Origin of the sequence: Vallitalea okinawensis (genome assembly GCF_002964605.1) — a bacterium.
Classification (GTDB): domain Bacteria; phylum Bacillota; class Clostridia; order Lachnospirales; family PQDH01; genus Vallitalea_A; species Vallitalea_A okinawensis.
This window is the reverse complement of sequence record NZ_PQDH01000002.1, coordinates 537,101-552,690: the sequence shown is the minus strand read 5'-3', so window position 1 is coordinate 552,690 and position 15,590 is coordinate 537,101. Positions and strand designations below refer to the sequence as shown.

Annotated in this window: 15 protein-coding genes; 12 read left to right on the top strand and 3 right to left on the bottom strand. The window is 33.5% G+C overall.

Annotation, left to right across the window (positions count from 1 at the left end):
• Positions 1–82 precede the first annotated feature (82 nt).
• The 12 genes from C1Y58_RS07575 (at position 83) to C1Y58_RS07520 (ending at position 11,857) form a co-directional block, all read left to right on the top strand.
• Positions 83–976, top strand: coding sequence for a carbohydrate ABC transporter permease (locus tag C1Y58_RS07575; protein ID WP_105615408.1), 894 nt, complete (start codon positions 83–85; stop codon positions 974–976).
• Between the two features lie 15 nt (positions 977–991).
• Entirely contained in the window at positions 992–1,858 is an 867-nt protein-coding gene (locus tag C1Y58_RS07570) for a carbohydrate ABC transporter permease (protein ID WP_105615407.1), read from the top strand.
• 36 nt (positions 1,859–1,894) lie between these two features.
• Complete coding sequence (locus C1Y58_RS07565) at positions 1,895–3,265, top strand: sulfatase family protein (protein ID WP_105615406.1); 1,371 nt, start codon at positions 1,895–1,897, stop codon at positions 3,263–3,265.
• A gap of 1 nt (position 3,266) precedes the next feature.
• Positions 3,267–5,582 (top strand): glycoside hydrolase family 31 protein, encoded by a 2,316-nt coding sequence (locus C1Y58_RS07560; RefSeq protein WP_105615405.1) that lies wholly within the window; start codon positions 3,267–3,269, stop codon positions 5,580–5,582.
• Between the two features lie 307 nt (positions 5,583–5,889).
• Positions 5,890–6,231, top strand: coding sequence for a winged helix-turn-helix transcriptional regulator (locus C1Y58_RS07555; RefSeq protein WP_105615404.1), 342 nt, complete (start codon positions 5,890–5,892; stop codon positions 6,229–6,231).
• Positions 6,232–6,379: 148 nt separating this feature from the next.
• Positions 6,380–7,012 (top strand): flavodoxin family protein, encoded by a 633-nt coding sequence (locus tag C1Y58_RS07550; RefSeq protein WP_105615403.1) that lies wholly within the window; start codon positions 6,380–6,382, stop codon positions 7,010–7,012.
• A 373-nt stretch (positions 7,013–7,385) separates the two neighbouring features.
• Positions 7,386–8,054: a hypothetical protein gene (locus C1Y58_RS07545; RefSeq protein ID WP_105615402.1), complete on the top strand. Its 669-nt coding sequence runs from the start codon at positions 7,386–7,388 to the stop codon at positions 8,052–8,054.
• Positions 8,055–8,062: 8 nt separating this feature from the next.
• Positions 8,063–9,340 carry a condensation domain-containing protein gene (locus C1Y58_RS07540; protein ID WP_105615401.1) on the top strand — a complete coding sequence of 426 codons (1,278 nt, stop codon included), beginning with the start codon at positions 8,063–8,065 and terminating at the stop codon, positions 9,338–9,340.
• Positions 9,337–9,942: a DUF6320 domain-containing protein gene (locus C1Y58_RS07535; RefSeq protein WP_105615400.1), complete on the top strand. Its 606-nt coding sequence runs from the start codon at positions 9,337–9,339 to the stop codon at positions 9,940–9,942. Before C1Y58_RS07540 ends, C1Y58_RS07535 begins: the two co-directional genes overlap by 4 nt.
• 95 nt (positions 9,943–10,037) lie before the next feature.
• Positions 10,038–10,367: a PadR family transcriptional regulator gene (locus C1Y58_RS07530; RefSeq protein WP_105615399.1), complete on the top strand. Its 330-nt coding sequence runs from the start codon at positions 10,038–10,040 to the stop codon at positions 10,365–10,367.
• Positions 10,364–10,783 carry a permease prefix domain 1-containing protein gene (locus tag C1Y58_RS07525; protein ID WP_105615398.1) on the top strand — a complete coding sequence of 140 codons (420 nt, stop codon included), beginning with the start codon at positions 10,364–10,366 and terminating at the stop codon, positions 10,781–10,783. Before C1Y58_RS07530 ends, C1Y58_RS07525 begins: the two co-directional genes overlap by 4 nt.
• Before the next feature lie 99 nt (positions 10,784–10,882).
• Complete coding sequence (locus C1Y58_RS07520; RefSeq protein WP_105615397.1) at positions 10,883–11,857, top strand: DUF4003 family protein; 975 nt, start codon at positions 10,883–10,885, stop codon at positions 11,855–11,857.
• Positions 11,858–11,934: 77 nt separating this feature from the next.
• On the opposite strand, the gene C1Y58_RS07515 is transcribed toward C1Y58_RS07520, so the two are convergent.
• The 3 genes from C1Y58_RS07515 to C1Y58_RS07505 form a co-directional block, all read right to left on the bottom strand.
• Positions 11,935–13,530 carry an extracellular solute-binding protein gene (locus C1Y58_RS07515; RefSeq protein ID WP_105615396.1) on the bottom strand — a complete coding sequence of 532 codons (1,596 nt, stop codon included), beginning with the start codon at positions 13,528–13,530 and terminating at the stop codon, positions 11,935–11,937.
• 129 nt (positions 13,531–13,659) lie between these two features.
• Positions 13,660–14,535, bottom strand: a complete 876-nt coding sequence (locus C1Y58_RS07510) for a carbohydrate ABC transporter permease (protein WP_105615395.1) — start codon at positions 14,533–14,535, stop codon at positions 13,660–13,662.
• A gap of 12 nt (positions 14,536–14,547) precedes the next feature.
• Entirely contained in the window at positions 14,548–15,507 is a 960-nt protein-coding gene (locus C1Y58_RS07505; RefSeq protein ID WP_207655724.1) for an ABC transporter permease, read from the bottom strand.
• Between the last annotated feature and the right edge of the window lie 83 nt (positions 15,508–15,590).

The following is a 15,590-nucleotide window of genomic DNA, read 5'->3' as shown; positions in this document are numbered from 1 at the left end:
GAAAAGGTTATAATGCAATAAGTATTACTGAATATAAGAGGGAAGTGGTGAAAACTGCTTACCTCTTTATTATGGGAAGTTGGTGAAAGATTTGAAAAAAGGAGCGTTAATAAGTTTTAAGCAAAATTTTACATCATGGTTATTTATAATACCTAGTATCATACTCTTTTCTTTTTTTATTTGGCATCCATTATTATCTGGAATTCGTTACTCTTTCTTCAAAATGAATGGGTTCAAAATGATTGAATTCGTAGGTTTTGATAATTATATAAATGTTTTAAGTAGTTCAGATTTTTATAATGCTTTGAATAATACATTTTCATATGCTTTTTGGTCCATTATTATTGGATATTTTGCGCCCATTATTATTGCAATATTTCTCAATGAATTGGTTCATTTTAAAGGTGTATTTAGATTGGGAGTGTATTTTCCTAATATTGTACCAGGTTTAGCTGCATATCTCATGTGGAAAATGTTGATGGCACCAGGAGAGGGTGGCGTTTTCAATACAATCATTGGTTGGTTTGGTTTAGGACCATTCATGTGGATTCAAGATCCTAGGTATAGTATACCATTGATTATCATGACTATGACATGGAAGGCTTTTGGTGGAGCAGTTTTAATCTACATGGCATCTCTACAAAGTGTGGATCAGAACTTGTATGAGGCAGTTGCTATCGATGGTGGTGGTATATGGACAAAAATTAGACATATAACTATTCCGAAGATTATGCCTTTAGCTAAAATGATGTTGATTCTTCAGTTTATCAACGTCTTCAAGGTAATGCAGGAACCTTTAATTATGACAGACGGGGGACCTTTAAATTCCTCTATGTCATTACTGTTACTAACCTATAAATATGCATTTAAATATAATAAGATTGATATGGCAGCAACTGTAGGTAGTTTGGTGGGTATTTTATTATTTGTCATTTCTTTCATCTATATGAAGGTGACGAAAAATAAAGAAGCTTAGAAAGGAGGAACCATTGTGTTTTTTGAGAATAAAAATTATGGATTCATTAGTCAAATCGATTTAAAGCAAAAAAGAATACAGATCCTCTACAGCTTCATTATGGTATTTGGATTTTTAATTATTATTTTATGCATTTTTCCACCATTGTGGGTGATCTTATCAAGTTTAAAAGATACGAAGGAGTTTTATGGTATACCAGCAACCATTATACCTCGTAGTTTTAATCCAGAAAAGCTATGGATTGTATGGAACTCTGTTGGTTTCACTAAATATTTTATCAATTCCCTTATTGTTGTGTTTGGTAGTGTCGTGTGCGCAATGCTATTTAATGGCATGTTGGCTTATGCTGTATCTATACTGAAACCAAAAGGGAGCAAGGTAGTATTTAATCTGGTTGTCATGAGTATGATGATACCAACCACAGTCAGTATGATGACTTTATTCAAAAATATTGTTGATGTGAAGTTGCTAAACTCCTATATTCCACTAATGCTGGGCGTCGGTGCAAATGCATATTTTTGTATACTTTATAAGCAATTTTTTGATGCAATTCCTAAGTCCTACATTGAAGCAGCTCGGATTGATGGTTGTTCCAAACTCAAAATATTCACCCATATCATAACGCCAATGAGTAAGGCGGTTAACACTGTTATCACTATTTTTGCACTTAATGCTGCGTGGTCAGACTTCTTGATGCCTTATTTAATATTAAGAAAAGAAAATGTTAAAACAGTTATGGTTAAATTATTCAGTATGTCAACATTTCCTGATGATTATATAGTAGTATCTCTGTTTTTTACAATCGTACCTCCAGTTATTTTATTTTCGATTTTTCAAAAGAATATGATAAATGGTATTCAATTAGGAGGCATAAAAGGTTAATTCAAAACTATAAACGTTCAAAGAAGGGAATAAAAAATGAACAAGAAAAATGTAATTTGGATTTTTGGAGACCAGCACCGCGGTCAAGCTCTAGGAATTAATGGCGATCCTAATATTTACACACCTAATATTGATAATCTTGCACGCCTAGGTGTTAATTTTAAAAATGCTGTATCTGGATTTCCGCTTTGCTGTCCATTTAGAGGCTCTTTGTTAACAAGTAAATATCCACATAAGTGTGTTCCGGGTCATGAATATCCATTAGATACTAATCATAAGACCATTGCTCATGCCTTCAATGATCAAGGTTATCATACTGCTTATTTTGGTAAATGGCACTTAGATGGATTTGAAGAGTTTAATATGCGCTTGAAGGATTGTAATGACAAAATTCATGACGGACGTGCAGCTATGCATATTGTTCCGCCAGAACGTCGTGGTGGATTTAAAAGATGGATTGGTTATGATAATAACAACTCACCATGGGATACATGGGTACATGGTGGAGATGGTGATGAAACAAGGTCATTTAAGTTAGATGGCTATGAAACAGATGTTTTATCGGATATGTTAATTGATTATTTAAAAGAAAAACAAGAAGATGGTGAGTCATTTTTTGCTGTTCTTTCAGTACAGCCACCACATAATCCTTATGTAGCACCTGCAAAATTTCAAAAGAATTATACACCAGGACGTATCAAGTTAAGAGGAAATGTTCCCAATATCAAGAATGTTCAGGAAAAGGCCAGAGAAGATTTAGCAGGTTATTATGCTCAAATTGAGAATTTGGATTATAATTTAGGTCGAATAAGAGAGGCATTAAATGAGTTTGGCTTAACTGATGATACACATATTGTATTTTTCAGTGATCATGGAGATATGCATGGTAGTCATGGACAGTACCTTAAAATGTCACCTATGCAAGAATCGATTAGCATACCCTTTATCATTGGTGGAGAACTTGCAAGGTATAATGGTCGCTTAAATGGAGATTGCCATGTACCGATTAATCATGTGGATATAGCACCAACAACATTAGGACTCTGTGGTTTAGATGTACCTGATTGGATGGAAGGAACGGATTATGCCCACTATCGTATAAAAGGTAGAAGGATTGATGAGGAGCCGGACAGTGCTTATTTACAATCGGTTATACCGACGGGTCATCATAACAGTGTAGATAGACCGTGGAGAGGAATCGTGACTAAAGATGGTTGGAAGTATATTTGCTTCAAAAGAACACCATGGTTAATGTTTAACCTTAATGAAGATCCTTATGAGCAGGTCAACCTTGCTCATAACTCAAAATTTATAGAAAAAAGAATAGAACTGAATGATAGACTACAACAATGGATTACAGATACGGAAGACAGTTTTGATTTACCAGAATTGACGAAGGAGGTTTAAGATGGCTGTAATTGACGTGCTTGAAGGTGTAGGTATAAGTACACCTTTTAAACGAGAGAGATTTAGTATAAAGGAAATTGGGAGTATTGTTGATAGTCAAGTGACTAAAACAGGATTATCCTTTACATGTAGTTCGGGTGCAATCGGAAGAATGGATTTTTTAGTGAACGATTCAGTGCACTTATATTTATCAACAACAGGTCAGGAAAGTCAACCTTATCCTTTAGGTGAGAATCAGCCGTATATGATTGAGAATACGTGCCTAAAAGAATGTGAATTTGAAATTATTAAAGATAATAACGAAGAAATTCAGGTGAAAATTGAAAAATATTTAGTATGCATATCTAAAGATAATTTTGACCTAAAAGTTGTAATGCAAGAAGATGAAGATAAATTTGATTGGAATACATACTGCATTCTTGATGGTAGTACTATATGTTGGAATGAGAGAGAACTGTTCTGGGATATGAGCAAAAAGAGTGAAGAGCATTTCTATGGAACTGGACTCAGGAGATGTTATCCATTAAATGAGAATACTATTCTGCATAAGATTGAAAAAAATACATGGGATGGTAAATCTGTTCCTTTTTATATGAGTAGTCAAGGTTATGGGGTGTTTGTAAATACATCACAATGGGATACTTCCTTCAATTTTAACGGTGATGAAGTGGAAATCATAGTACCTAAATCTGATGTGTTGGATGCTTATTTATTTTTTGGTGATTATAAAGAAGTCCTGTATAGCTATCATCAGCTAACTGGTATGCCTTTTATGCCGCCAAAATGGTCACTAGGGTATTGGAATGGTCGATATAGTTATAGAACACAGGAAGAGGTTCTAGATAATGCAAAAAAGTTCCGAGAAAAAAATATTCCATGCGATGTTCTTTTTCTTGACCTCATGTGGCGAGGGGTATATAGACCTAATGAAGTAACAGACCTTACGTGGGATTATGAATGTTTCCCAGATCCTATAGCCATGATTGAAGAACTGGATCAAATGAATATAAAGCTGATTACACATGTTAATACCACATGCAATATTGAAGCTAAAGATTTTAGTAATCCAGCCCATATAGAACACTGGAAAAATCAGATAAGACCATTGATAGATGAAGGAACTAAAGGATTCATGGTTGATGGTGGTGAAGGTAAGGGCATGAATGAAAATTTCATGAACTGGAATGTCTATGGTGGGAAGTTTTATAATGGTATGTATCCTGAGGAAATGGCTAATATATGGGGATTACTGTACAATAAGACGGTAGTTGAAGCTATGAGAGAAGCTAAACCTAATGAGAGGATGTTTGGCTTAACAAGAGCTGCAACTTCAGGAAGTCAGCGTTATGGTTTGGTGTGGTTTGGTGATCATGAAAGTACCTGGGAAGATCTGCGTTCTGAGATCATGGCGGGAATGGAAATGTCTATGTCAGGTTTACCATTTTGGACGATGGATATCGGTGGTATTCAGGGAGAGCCAAAGAAAGATCTGTTTATCCGTTGGCTACAATTCGGATGTTTTATTGCCGTAGCAAGAACACATGGAAGATTTCCAAAAGAGCCTTGGTTATATGGTACATCTACTGAATCCATTGCAAGAGATATCCTTCAGCTCAGAATGCGATTAATGCCTTATATTTACTCGCTTATATGGAAGATGCATACCAAAGCCGTACCACCTGTACAACCTATGGCTATGGCATATAGTGAAAATAAGGAGTTAGCAACTATTTGGGATCAGTGGATGTTTGGAGATGCTTTATTAGTAGCGCCTGTATATGAAAAAGATACCTATAAACGAAGGGTTGTCTTACCAAAAGGGAAATGGTTGGAACTAGGAAATGGAGTAATTCATGATAGCGAAAAGCAACAAACAGTAGATGTGAATGCACCCCTTGAGACTATTCCATTGTTTATGAAAGAAGGAAGTATCTTAACGATGAAAGACGATAGTCAGAATCATGTATCCGATGGTAATTGTGATCAATTAGATATCTATCTATTCCCTAGCCAACAGGGATGTCGTTTTTCTCAGTATGAAGATGATGGTATGTCTATAGATTATTTGGAGAAACATGAATTAATTGAAGTAAAGCAGTGTTATGTTAATAACGTACTTACTGTAGATGTAGAAGTATCTAATTGCAATTTCACATCAGATTATAAGTATATAGAGATTAAGATCATCAACCATCTCGATAAGCAACTTAGAATAAATAATGAAATATTTGAATTACAAAGTAGCTATTGCGAAATGATAAATCAAGATATTCATTATGTTAAAGTTAAATTGTCAGAGATTATTCGATATAATTAAGAATATTGATTAGCATCAGTTATCATTTTAGTATGGTCAAAAATGAAGATTACTTAACTCTGAATTCAATAATTAATATTTTATTATACCAAAGAAACCCATGATATTACATAATGTCATGGGTTTTTCAGCTTTAAACATTAAATACTTGATATGCTTATTTCAATAATAAAACATAAACTTATAGTACTATAGACAATCAAACCATTCAGATAGTATGAGGTTATCATGAAGTAATTTGCATTTCATTGTATGTGTGTTAGAATAAGGTAAAGTATTGAGAGTAGGCAGAAAGTAGGCAGATAGCATGATCAGTTATAATGGTAAAGAATATGTCTGTGCATTAGATTTTGGGTTTAATCTTATAAAGGGAAAATGGAAAGTCGTTATACTATGTCACCTTGGGAATGGTGCAAAAAGATTTTTAGAGCTTCAAAGAATAATTGATGGTATAAGTCAAAAAGTATTGAATCAACAGTTGAGGAGTTTAGAAGCTGATGGTTTAATAGAAAAGGTGGTTTATCCAGAAGTACCTCCAAGAGTAGAATATTACCTTTCTGAAAAAGGAAAGGAGCTGTATCCAGCTTTAAAGATGATTGAAAGTTGGACAACAAAGCACTATGATTTATATTGTAAAGATGAAGAGTAAAGTTAAAGATTATAACAATTCAAACCTTTTGGTAAGTTATCTTACATAAAAGTGCGTACTTGTATGTATGCTTACTACAATTTATAATTGATGAATGAACGGAGAATTCGTTATTGTTTAGGATTGACGATATATAAGGAGGAAAAAAATGAAAGTTATAGCATTTAATGGAAGTCCGAGAAAAGAAGGAAATACTTATCATGCAATCAAAATTGTTACAGATGAACTTGAAAAAGAGGGGATAGAAACCCAAATTATTCATGTAGGTAATAAGGGCATTAAAGGGTGCATGGCATGTGGCTATTGCTGGAAGAACAAAAATGAAAGATGTGCAATTAATGATGAGGTTAATGAATGGATTCAAGCTATGAAAGATGCAGATGGGATAATTTTAGGATCTCCTGTTCATTATTCAGCTATTGGTGGCACTATGAAATCATTTCTAGATAGAGCCTTTTATGTTACTGGTGTTAATGGTGGAATGTTAAGACATAAGGTAGGAACATCTGTTGTTGCTGTTAGACGTTCAGGTGGTATTCCTACTTTTGATCAGTTGAATAATTATATCAATTATTCAGAGATGATTATGCCTACATCGAATTACTGGAATGTTATTCATGGCACTCGACCAGGAGAAGCGTTGCAAGATGATGAAGGTGTTCAAATTATGAGAGTACTTGGTAAAAATATGGCATGGATTATGAAGTTGATTGACAATGGTAAGGGTACTATAAAATCACCTGAAAAAGAAGAGAAAACATTTACTAATTTTATACGCTAGCTATAACCATCCCTCACTTATTATTTAGAGTGAGGGTTAGTTGAAGGTTTTGATATGATACTCCCTAAGTAGACGGTCTAATTAATAAAAATTAGCTCAACTGCTTAGGGGTTTTTTTTGTCAATGTCAAAACTTATATTAGTCAGTTAATTATAAGAGGAAGAGTAATAAAAATTAAATTACTATATATAAAAGAATAATATAATTATAATAATTTATCTATACAAAGCCCATTAAGAAGTGGGTTTATGTAGAAATAATCATGAAGTAAATATAAATTACTTTGACAAATAGAGTAATTAGTGATAATATAACTATATCAGATAGAGTAATTAATATTACTTTCTTAAATATTGAAATGGAGTCGATGGAAATGAATAAATCTAAGGTAGTTTTTTCGATTGTTGGAGCATTATTAATTAGTGGTTTTTTAATTAGTATCAACAAAATAGTCAACCCTAGTGATCATTGGAGTATATATCCTAGTTTTGTTGTTATATTTTGGCCCATCATTGTTTATCATTATGCCACCAAGAAATATAATGCCTTATCTCTTGTGAGTGCATTATCCCTAGTAACTTTCTTAGTAATCATAAATTATGTGACATCGAGTGCACATCTTTGGTTTCTCTATGCGACATATCCGATTCTGTTGTGGCCTATAATTATGTATGCTGGTAAATGGCGTAACAAAATCAGTTTTACGATATTATCAAGTGCTAGTATTATTGCTTACTATATTGTACTTAATGTATATCTTTCACCAGGATACCCTTGGTCTATTTTCACAACATTTATTTTTTTATGGTGGCCTCTGATTCGGTATTGTGTGATTAAAAAAAGATATATGCTTTTTTCTCTAGTTGGTACATTCTTAATATCAGTATTTTTTATCCTTGTTAACTGGATATCAACACCCTCAACAATATGGGCAATATATCCAATATTTGCTGCTATGTGGTGGCCTTTAGTTACCTATTGCTTTGGTTATATGAAACATAAAGATGACCACATTACAAAGAAGAAAGGCATGATTAAATGAGTAGAAATATGCCTAAATGGTTTCGATTAGATAATGCAGCAAAAATCTATCCTGCATTTGCCACAAAGGAAGATACAGCTACTTTTCGATTGGCTGCCATTTTATATGATAATATTAATCCAGAACAATTACAGAAAGCCCTGGAGTCTATTATGGGACGATTTCCTTCTATGGCGGTGTCTATGAGAAAAGGGTTGTTTTGGTACTATTTTGAACCCAATCCGAATAAACCATTGGTCCATTTAGAATCAGCGAGTCCATGTAGGGCAATTGATAAAGAAGAAAATAATGGTTATTTATTCAAAGTATTTTATTATAAAAAAAGAATTGCAGTGGAGTGTTTTCATGCTTTAACAGATGGCTATGGTGGGATAGAGTTTCTGAAAGCACTCGTGTTTGCATATATAAAATATGAGTATCCAGATATGGAGCCAGATAAGATGATTAAAGTGGCTGGAGAGCAGATTAATCGAGAAGAGTTAGAAGATAGTTTTAAAGCATATTATGAATCAGATATTCAGGTTAAGCCTAGACCAAGAGATGTCGGTGCTCAACATATTGTGGGGACTCCAATGAGGGAAAATACTATAATAGTAAGTCATGGAAGAATGAGTGCCTCACAGTTGAATCAAATTGCTAAGAAGCGAGGAGCTACCATAACCGTATACTTGACAGCTATTTTAATCATGACCATAAATAATATGAATAAACAAAGAATGAAAGTGCAGCGACCAATTGTTGTAGCTGTCCCGGTTAACTTAAGGCGCATTTTTCCTTCAGAGACTATGAGGAATTTTTCATACTTTGTTAATGTGGTAGTAAAGCCATCAGATAACTTGACACTGGATCAGATTATTCAGCAGATTAAAAAACAGATGAAAGAAGGTCTAAAGAAAGAAACACTCTATACTCATATACATCATAACGTTAGTTTTGAAAAAAATATAGTTTTACGACTAACTCCAAATTTTATAAAAAATCTGTTACTTAAGCAGGTTCGTACCTATAAAAGCAAGAAAGTCGTTACCACTACATTAACAAATCCTGGAATAATTCATATGCCAGAGGTAATGAAAGCATATGTGGAACATTTTGAATGCGTACTATATGCATCAAAACCTCATTATATCAATACAGCTGTCTGTTCCTACAATGATCATTTAGTCGTATCTATCTCTAGGGCAATGCAGGAACATAACCTTGTTGATTATTATTTTGATTACTTAACAAAGGAATCAGGATTAACAGTAGAACTTTATTCAAATGGTAGGAGCGAGAACAAATGAAATCACATCAGAATCAAATCTATAACTCTAATATCAAAAAATATGATGAGTGTTTGTACCCTATGTATGAACAGGATTTTTGCGAGAGACGAATAAGATACCCACTCTTGAAATTAATAAGTATGTTTTTAGGAATTAGTCTATTATTAACGACTATTTTTCCATGGTATATATATGTAGCTACTGGCTTATTAGGAATAAGTATATGCATGCAAATTGTTCAACATGAGTATCGCAAGAGGTCAAGTAAGTTATTCTTCATTGTATTAGTAATGATGGGTATGGTAGTTCTAATAGACTTGGGAGACGGCAGATTAAATTGGTCAATTGATTATATTATCCCTCTATTATTGATTGGTGCGATTACTTGCATTATTATAGCAATGTTAATAAAACATAAGGGATGGGAACAATATGTAGGTTTACAGATATACACAGTACTTATAGCAGTAGCCTTAAATATTATGTTCATGATAAATATATCCCAAACTCCATGGCCAAGCATAGTAGCTCTGGTGTGGGGCATTGGTACACTTGCACTGATGGCTATGATTTTTGGTAGAGATTATACATTAGTATTAGAGAAGTTTTTACATGTCTAGGCAAGAAGATAGTAAACTATTAATTACTTTGACAGGTTGAGTAATTGATGATAGAATAATTATAACAGATGGAGTAATTTGCTTGGAGGTGAAGTATGTTAAGTAGTGATACTATAAGAGGTCATCTAGATGCAATCATCTTACGATTGATTATCGAGAAAGATAGATATGGATATGAGATATCTAAAGAGATATTAGCACGTACTGAGAATATGTTTGAAATAAAAGAAGCCACACTTTATGCGGTATTTCAACGTTTAGAGAAAAAAGATCTAATTAAAAGTTATCATGGAGATGTGACCCATGGGCGGAAGAGAAAATATTACCGCATAACAACACTTGGTAGGGCATATTATAGAGAAAAAATCATTGAGTGGGAAACAACTAAAAAAGTAATCAATATTTTTATGGAGGATTGGGAATGAAACGTATAGAATCTTATGTTCATAAATTATTTAAAGAAATCCCAGATAGTGAAACCAAAAAGAGCATTGTAGAAGAAATCATTCAGAATTTGGAAGAGAAAGTTATGGATATGATGGATGAAGGAAAAGATGAAGAGGATGCTATTAATAAAGCACTTATTGACTTTGGTGATATCGATGATATCAAGAAAGAACTAATAGATCAATACTCAACAAAGAACAGTCCAACTAAAAGTTCTATGAGACTCATGTTCTCAATCTGCGCCGCAGGTCTTATCATCTCATTATTGATATTCATGAATTTCTATTATACACCTAATGTTATTTGGTTTGTATATCCACTATTCGTTATAATATGGTGGCCATTTATTATGTTCTACCGTTGGTATGAGCAACGACATAATCATATGAAATAGTTTGCTTTCATGTACGTATAATAATAGAAATTATTTATGATGTAAGGGTACAATAGTAAATAGAGTCATCATGTAGCGAAAATTGGAGGTTTGGTATAAATGAAATTAGAGTATGAAAAAAAGATAGAGTTGATGATGTCTAATTTTGAGTCGTTACGTAATGCTTTTAAGTGGGAGCATGACCTAGCCTCTCATCTCATTGCGCTAAACTGTGCTATAAGAGGAAAAGAATTGGATATACAAAAGATTAAAGATATAAAATCGTATATTAAGAGCGAAACAGGGATGTTTTCTCCCTTTAGAGGGGTTAGCAGCTATGTAATTAGTGGACTACTCAGTGTTGGTCAAAAAAATCCAACTGAAGCAGTTAACTCCATGTTAGCTAACGAGAAAATACTTAAATCTACTGGTTTTAAGAATTCGAGTTACCTACCAACTGCTCTATATACCCTTGAAAATGTATATGATGGAGTAGATGTAAATCACTTTTCTAAAAAAGCGATGACTATTTACCGAGAGATGAAGGACAACCATCCTTTCCTCACCAGTGGTGATGATTATGCGCTTGCAATACTACTAGCCAGTGCAGACCGTCAACTAAATGCATTAGAAAAGTATTATGATATGCTTAATGAATTTGGGTTTAGAAAAAGTAATGGGTTACAGATGCTCTCCCATATACTCGCTTTCAGTGACAAAGATATAAGAGATAATGTAGTTCGTTGTGAGAAAGTATATGCTTTCTTAAAAAGTCAAGGTGTGAAGGTATACAGTGAATATTATCCTGCTTTAGGTGTTATAAGCCTCTTAGATGATGAAAAAGATGAAATACTTGATGATCTCGTTGAAGTATTAAATTTTATAAAGAATCAAAAGGGTTATAAGTGGCTTGGGAAAGGCATGAACTTATTAATTGCTTCAGCAATCATAACGAGTGAATACATTGAGAATAAGTCAAACGACACGTTAGTATCCACAACACTTAGCATCTCAATAGAAGCTATCATAGCAGCGCAACAGGCGGCAATGATCACTGCCATCTCAGCAGCAACTGTTGCGGCAGCATCAAATTAAATACTAGATGAAGAGTATTAAAAACCATCCTAATTATTGGATTAGGATGGTTTTCATATTTATTAGCCTTTCTAAATTTATTTTTGCGAATTATATTCTCTAATAATATCATCTCCACCTTGTTTTTGCCATTCTTCTATACTCTTTTCCCATTCTGTTAAGTCAATAATCCCCATGATATATTTAATGCTAGCATCGTTTACAATTTTCTCAAGTTGAGCACCTTTTTGTGCTGCTGTATCTGAAATGAGTGGACCTGTAAGGTCAGAAAGTGCATGTTTAGCATTATCAGCATAATATATCTCAACTTTCTCACTCATAAATGGTAATATACCAGGGGTGTTTGGTGTTAATCTACCAGTAACAAGTAACTGAGCAAATGGGTCAACCTCTTTTGTATATAATGGAATGTCATCAGTTTGCTTTGCTTTTCCATCTACTCGTTCATAGTGGATACCCTCAACACCCCACCGAAGCAAATCTTTAGCTTCAGGTGAGTCAAACATATCGACAATGTTTAGAACTTCTAACATTCTGTCTTCTGTTTCTAACGTTGTTTTCGGGAATGCAAAACCACCCCAAAAACCTCTTCCTGCAGGTAATTTTATCTCACCACCGTTATTACTTAATGGACCAGCTGTAAAACCAAAAATATCTTCAAGTTTTATATCGGGATTATCTTTTGCTTTAAGCTTTAAGAGTGGATCAAAGCGATTAACAAGCTCGTCACAATTGGCTATATTCAATCCAGCTTGTTCTGCATTCATGATTTCATATATACGGTTACCTGATACTGCTGCAAAGTCCTTGTTTAAAAGACCTTCATCGTATAATTTTTTATACCACTCTAAAGCATCCTTATATGCAGGAAAGAAAAAGTTTGGTTTTAACTCACCATTGTCATCTTCTCCCCAAACAAATGGTCCACCATAAGCTACTACAATGTTTGATAGTCCTCCGATGCTTGAATTAGAAGGACTGACACCAGTAATAAATCCGATGGTATCATCTATACCATTCTCATCTGGATCTTGTTCAGCAAAAGCTTTAGCTACCTCATAGATTTCATCAGGTGTAGAAGGCGCTTCTAAGCCTAATTTCTCCAGCCAATCAACTCGGTAGTTAACTGAATTTCTAACCAATACTCGACTACGTGGTAACATATAATGACGCCCATCAAGTGAAGCATTATATAGAGTTACTTCATCATAATTTTTAGATAGATATTGTGTATGAGGCAGATAATCAGTCATATCCCAAAACATACCTGAACGAGCTGCATTCACAAAAGTAGATCCCTTAAAATCAGTTATAACAAAGGTATCAGGTAACTCATTCGAAGCTATGGCAACGTTTATTTTTTCATTATAAGAATCAGATGGTATAAATTGAATATCTAATTCTGCTTTGGTAATCTCATTAATCATTCCGTATATAGGACTATCTTTTGGTGGTGCCTCAGCAGAATATAGTGGGATCATAATAGATGCCTTTTCAGGTGCAACATTTTCTTTTTCACTCGTTTTTGTTTCTGTAACTGTACCATTATCTTTTTGATCAGATGTACCTAAGACTTGTTCATCTGTACTTCCACATCCTGCCAAAATAATAACAAGTAAAATCGTTGTACATAAAATAGATAAAAATCTCTTTACGCCCTTAGTTCTAAACATTCTTACCCCTCCATTTTCAACCTGAATACATCAGGTATTTTCTATATCAATACTCATCTACATCTCAAATCCAAAAGTTAAGTTGATGTACATTAGTATAAATATTTATTTGATTCTTGTAAAGTTTTACTACCCTTTCACAGAGCCTATCATTAGTCCTTTTGTAAAATATTTTTGTAAAAAAGGGTAAATACATAGGATTGGTACTGTTGCTATTGTAATCGTACACATTCTGACACTTTGAGGAGGAACAATTATCCCCATTTCTGTTGATTCACTATCACCAATTCCTGATGCAGAAGTTATGATTTGTCGTAGAACTACCTGGATAGGCCATTTTTTACTATCATTCATATATAAGACAGCACCAAACCATGAGTTCCAATGAGCAACCCCGTACATAATAACAAATGTAGCTATAAGTGGTAATGATATGGGTAGTATAATTCTAAATAGAATAAATAGGTCATTGCATCCATCAATCTTTGCAGATTCAGAAAGTTCGTTAGGTAATCCTTGAAAAAAGTTTTTAAAAATTATAAGATTGAATGCACTGATACTACTTGGCAAAATTAATGCTGCATAACTATTCATTAACCCCAACTTTTGAATCACCATATAAGAGGGAATAATTCCTCCAGAAAACATCATTGTAAAGGTAATCATAAATAATAATATTTTACGACCTTTTAGTGGCTTATAAGCTAGTGGATAAGCCATGAGTACTGTCATAATGATATTAAAAAATGTACCTATTATAGTAATGCTAATAGAAACTAAAAGAGCTCTTGTAATGGTGCTAGTGGAAAATATGTATTCGTATGCTTCAAATGAAATTTCTTTGGGAATCAATATAAACTGATTTTTTGCTAGTATTTCAGGCGGGGTAAATGAAGCTACAATGACGTAAACAAATGGTAATACCGCAGTTAATGATATAGTTCCTAGTAATATGTAGTTAAATATGTCAAAAAGTCTTGATACAAGTGAACGTATTAATGCCATAAATATTCCCTCCTAATAGATGCCTTCTTCACCAAACATTTTGGCAAGGTTATTGGTACTAATAATTAATAGTAAGGATACAAATGATTTAAAAAAACCAACAGCCGCAGTGTAACTGAATTGACCTTGTTGAACACCAACTGTATATACATAGGTATCAAATACTTCACCAACTTCTCGATTAAGTGCATTTACCATTAGTAGTAATTGTTCAAACCCAGTATTGAGAAATGCGCCCATACGAAGGATTAACATAATAATAATTGTCGAGCGAATTCCTGGTAGGGTTATATGCCACAATTTTCTTAAGCGACCTGCGCCATCAACATCTGCAGCACTATATAACTCTGGATCAATACCTGTTATAGCTGCTAAGAAAATAATTGTTCCCCAACCAGCTTCTTTCCAAATAACTTGAATCAAAATCATAGGGCGAAAGGCTGTGGGGTTCGTTAAAACACTGATACTTTCCAATCCATTGGAAGTTAAATAATTATTAACGATACCACCATCAACAGTCATAAATGTATAGGTGATGGCTGCTATAACGACCCAGGATAGAAAGTGAGGTATATAGATTAATGTTTGACTTAACCTTTTAAACCAAGTAATATGTATTTCATTAAGTAAAAGAGATAAAAGAATGGGAGTCGGGAAGAAAAAAACAACATTGAGGATAGCTAATATAAGGGTGTTTTTAAAAAGTAACCAAAATGCAGGTTCATTAAAGAAACGTATAAAATGCTCAAAACCAACCCATTCACTATTAATAAAGCCGAGGTAAGGCTGATAGTTTTCAAAAGCCATAACGAGACCAAACATGGGTCCGTATTTAAATAACAGAAAATATATAATTCCAGGAATCAGCATGATATACATCCATCTCTCTTTATAAATGCTTTTACAATATGAATTTGATATTCTAGTATAGTTTGTCTCTCTTAAAACTTCCCTCATTTTTATCACAATCATGATCACTCCTATTATTTTTATATGATAAGTACTATTTAGAAAAAATTGCTTTGAAGTATTTCAAGTATATCAAGGCAGTTTAT